This window comes from Arthrobacter sp. GQ119, assembly GCF_059759125.1.
The window spans coordinates 1-403 of record NZ_JCAXEA010000086.1; the positions used below are offsets into that span (position 1 = coordinate 1).

Here is a 403-nt window from a genome sequence, read left to right on the forward strand (position 1 = left end):
GCCGCCGAGCTCCATCGAGGAGCGCATGACATTCTCGGCCGCCTGGCGCAGCAGGATCTTGCCGACCCCGGTGGAGCCGGTGAAGCTGATCTTCCGAGCGATGCCGCTGCCGGTCCAGGTCCCCACGACGCTGGATGCGTCCAGGGTGGTGACGACGTTCAGGACGCCGTCGGGTAGGCCGGCCTGCCGGAAGATGTCCACCAGGGCCAGCGAGGTCAGCGGCGTCAGTTCCGCGGGCTTGAAGACCATGGTGCAGCCCGCGGCCACGGCCGGGGCGATCTTGCGGGCCCCCATCGCCAGCGGGAAGTTCCACGGCGTGACCAGCACGCAGGGACCAACCGGTTCCCTGGTGATCATGATCTGGGTCTTGCCGTCCACCGAGGTGGTGTGGTCCCCGCCGATC

The 403-nt window shown here is 69.0% G+C and carries 1 protein-coding gene; it reads right to left on the reverse strand.

Annotated elements, in window-relative coordinates:
• The coding region (locus AC6CH3_RS23470) for an aldehyde dehydrogenase family protein (protein ID WP_498134716.1) at positions 1–402 on the reverse strand (402 nt) is incomplete at its 3' end.
• Position 403 lies beyond the last annotated feature (1 nt).